At 37.0% G+C, this 3,287-nt stretch carries 5 protein-coding genes and 1 pseudogene; 5 read left to right on the top strand and 1 reads right to left on the bottom strand.

Going from position 1 to position 3,287, the window contains the following annotated elements:
• Window positions 1-5: 5 nt before the first annotated feature.
• The 3 genes from R2B72_RS18405 (at window position 6) to R2B72_RS18395 (ending at window position 1,288) form a co-directional block, all read left to right on the top strand.
• Window positions 6-179 carry a DUF1998 domain-containing protein gene (locus R2B72_RS18405; RefSeq protein WP_318618354.1) on the top strand — a complete coding sequence of 58 codons (174 nt, stop codon included), beginning with the start codon at window positions 6-8 and terminating at the stop codon, window positions 177-179.
• A 270-nt stretch (window positions 180-449) separates the two neighbouring features.
• The gene (locus R2B72_RS18400; protein ID WP_318618352.1) at window positions 450-803 is read left to right on the top strand and encodes a hypothetical protein; all 354 of its coding nucleotides are present in this window, start codon (window positions 450-452) and stop codon (window positions 801-803) included.
• A gap of 77 nt (window positions 804-880) precedes the next feature.
• Entirely contained in the window at window positions 881-1,288 is a 408-nt protein-coding gene (locus R2B72_RS18395) for a M15 family metallopeptidase (RefSeq protein ID WP_318618351.1), read from the top strand.
• Between the two features lie 73 nt (window positions 1,289-1,361).
• On the opposite strand, the gene R2B72_RS18390 is transcribed toward R2B72_RS18395, so the two are convergent.
• Window positions 1,362-1,583: a hypothetical protein gene (locus tag R2B72_RS18390; protein ID WP_318618349.1), complete on the bottom strand. Its 222-nt coding sequence runs from the start codon at window positions 1,581-1,583 to the stop codon at window positions 1,362-1,364.
• 428 nt (window positions 1,584-2,011) lie between these two features.
• Here R2B72_RS18390 and R2B72_RS18385 point away from each other — a divergent pair, with 428 nt between their 5' ends.
• Both R2B72_RS18385 and R2B72_RS18380 read left to right on the top strand, forming a co-directional pair.
• Window positions 2,012-2,515 carry a DUF3231 family protein gene (locus R2B72_RS18385; protein ID WP_318618347.1) on the top strand — a complete coding sequence of 168 codons (504 nt, stop codon included), beginning with the start codon at window positions 2,012-2,014 and terminating at the stop codon, window positions 2,513-2,515.
• A gap of 566 nt (window positions 2,516-3,081) precedes the next feature.
• Window positions 3,082-3,287: pseudogene (locus tag R2B72_RS18380) on the top strand (hypothetical protein); the annotation flags it as partial.

Genomic DNA, 3,287 nt, shown 5'->3' with positions numbered 1-3,287 from the left:
TTGGGTTGAGTGAAAAGATTTTTGATCGCTGGGATGAATTATTACGTCGAGCAGCTGATCATGTATCCGCCTGTCGCTGTGCATCGGGCTGCCCGGTTTGTATCGGGGCGCAAGAGGCTGGGATAGGTATGAAGCAAGATGTCAATTCGTTATTACGGGTTTTAGCAGAAGAAAAGTAAATCACGAAGAGGGGAGAGGGAATATCACAATTAAGCCCTCTGGCCCTCTTCTTCAATTAATTTATAAATCATCTTCCGATTCATATCGGTAATTGGATTTAAGCACTCTGGATTGAGGATGCTTTTCAAATGCCTTCAACATTTATCTCTGCAGGCTTTCAACATGTAAAAAAATGCAGTGCGTATATGAAACGTTAAATGGAGGATTTCTTCCCCTTTTGTCGAATGGCGAGATGTAAGAAATCATTTCACAAAAGGAGAATGTTTAATATGTTTATGCCTACCACGACAGAACCTTCGGATCAATTAGTCGAGATATTAAACTTTTACAAAGGAGAAACTCTTCTCGTCTCCATCGAAATAAAAGATGATATAAGCACTGAATTCGTTATTCCGAAAATGATCTTGGATACCCATGAAAACAAAGAATTCAGTACTACTGTTGAAATGCAAAGTGATAGCTTAGGTAAGCAACCTTCTCTTCGTTTAAAAACAAATCGTTTAATGAATATTAAAAGAGTTTTTTATAAAGAGGAAATCATTTGGAGGAAAGATGCTTTTGAGATTAAATATCAAGATGGAATTGTAATCACGGTAAATGTATTAGATGGAAATAAAAAGTAATCATTACGTAATAAACTGAGAACGTCCACACCATGGCGTTCTTTTTCTTTACCTAAAAATAAAACGAGAGGTGCGGAATGGACCCAACCAATAATATCTTGTCAGACATTCGCGAACGAGTGGTGCGTGTAGAAATAAAAATAGTCATGATGACAGAAGTACAAAACCGGTTAGCTTGTGATATAGCAGTAGCACCATTGAAAAGCTTGTATGATGTGGCTACTCTTAATAAAGCCGGTGCAGTAGCACGTAAACTCGGTATTATATGGGGTGGGGACTGGAAAAACAACATTGATCGTCCTCATTTTGAAGTACCATCCAACTGGGAAATACCGAACGGATATAAGCTGGAAGGTCAAGTGGCAATCCCTTCAAATGCTAAATTGCTGGTGCAGCTCGTAGTAGCAGATATAAAGAAGGAAATGACGACAGACCAATTGCTTGGATTATTATTGGTAATCGATGAACGTATGAATAAGAAATAAGTAAGGCAAAAAGGCGACTACTCATATTTAATTGAGTGGTCGCCTTTTTTATTTATTTCGAATAAAAAAATTGTCAGTTCATTAGACGGTTAATCATCAAATTACGAACATTAGATTCAACGAAGTTAAGTTCATCTTTTTCAATACTATTATGAGGGTGTGGCTGAAACCATAGAACTTCCTTATCATGAAAAATACCTCGATAGTCGTTCCCTTCAATGTTTAGTTTAAATTGAAAACGTTCGTTAGCTTGACCTTCAAACAATGGTGTAATTACTTCAAAATTTTGTAGCATAATGAAAATCCCCTTCCTCGGTTGGTCTTTTTAGTATTCCCAAAGCTGTTTTGCTTATGACCTTATAGTAACGACCCAAAATTAAAAAGTTAGGTGAAGGAGATTAGAATTTCGTGAGAATAGAGCAACAAAGTGTATGCTTTTAGAAAATCGTCTATTGACGGTTATTTCTTCGGTAATATGTACATGTAAAAGGCACTTCGAAAAGTAAAGAGGTCGCTAGAAAAATAGCTATGAGAAAACTAAATATAGAAAACGGGAATCATGTTCATTAAAATTAATTAATAAAATAAAAAGCGGCGCGTCCACAAATTTTGGGTAGGTCACAGAATCCATAAATCCGATAATGAACATACAAAATTGTATAGAAATTATCCACTTGCTCATAATACGATTGATACAATTTTGAAATCAAAAGGAGTGTTTACGTGGGAATATTAAGTGGTAACCCTGAAAATGAACCGATGCATTACGGAGAAGTGATTGGAGTTTGGGCATTTATCGGAGCGAATAACGGCTTGATAAGTGGCTATGAAGCGTTTATAAATCACGCGGAAGATAAAGATTTAATTGGAATTTTAGAGGAATCGATTCAGATGATGAAATCTGAATCGAAAGAAATTGGAAAGTTATTAAAAGCCAACGGTATTACTTTGCCACCTAGTTTACCCGAACGTCCAAAGGCGAATCCTGAGGATATCCCTGCTGGAGCCCGCTTCATGGATCCAGAAATTAGTGGAGCTATTTCTATTAACGTCGGTCAGGGCCTTGTGTCTTGTAGCTTAGTTATGGGACAATGTTTACGAAAAGATATTGCAGTCATGTTTGGTAAGTTTCATTTAGAAAGAGCTATGCTTGGCGGCAAACTATTGGAATTAAATAAAGAAAAAGGTTGGATTATACCACCACCTCTTCAAACGAGTCCTTCCTAATAAACATTCTGTGGGAAATTTTTGCGTAAAATTTTTCTTACAAATAGGAGATTATTATTTGCTTGCAATACGAACACGCGAAAGGCGACCACTCTTGAATTGAGCGGTCGCCTTTTTTATTTACTTTACATACGAACGTTCCTTCCGGATGCTGGAAATAAGGAGGGGAACGAATGTGCGTAATAAGTTAATTAAGTCAATGAAACGTAATGAGCTACTGGATATGATGCATTATGCTTTTCGCATTATCCCCGTTTCTTTTTAACACAGCATTAAATCGAGCATTCTCTTTCTATGAGATCCACATGTACTTTAATTGTTCCTACTCCAAGTCTGAACCTCCTAATTATTTTCCATATAAATGAAATATCACTAAATAGCCTATCGTGTATATAGTCTGCTGAAAATATTGAAAAATAAAAGTCTATAAGAAAACAACCACAAACTCGTTTGAGAAGGTGGCTGATTATTATTGATTATATGTTACGATAACTGAAGGGGATTGGCGGTGCTTATAAGAAGATCCCTCATTTTATTAGAAAGTGGGGACAATCATGTTGATACACGCATTTCATACTCCCTTCATTAAAATCCGTTTCGATACTCATGATAATATCGGCTCTGGCCCCATATCTTTGCCAGCAGAAGAATTGCTTACATCGTCTACCTGGTACTCCTTTGATATACCAGAAGGATGGACAGGTGCTGGCTTAACGGATGCGATGACGGGTGCAGCGTATGCGATTCAGTCATTTATCCCACTCTTTGTGCG

The organism is Sporosarcina sp. YIM B06819 (assembly GCF_033485175.1).
Classification (GTDB): domain Bacteria; phylum Bacillota; class Bacilli; order Bacillales_A; family Planococcaceae; genus Sporosarcina.
The sequence above is the reverse complement of the archived record's forward strand: the minus strand, read 5'-3'. Positions and strand labels throughout refer to the sequence as shown.

What these genes read in the sequence shown, in the direction of transcription:
- R2B72_RS18400 (WP_318618352.1), top strand. Translation starts at nt 450, where the DNA reads ATGTTTATGCCTACCACGACAGAACCTTCGGATCAATTAGTCGAGATA.
- R2B72_RS18395 (WP_318618351.1), top strand. Translation starts at nt 881, where the DNA reads ATGGACCCAACCAATAATATCTTGTCAGACATTCGCGAACGAGTGGTG.
- R2B72_RS18390 (WP_318618349.1), bottom strand. Translation starts at nt 1,583, where the DNA reads ATGCTACAAAATTTTGAAGTAATTACACCATTGTTTGAAGGTCAAGCT.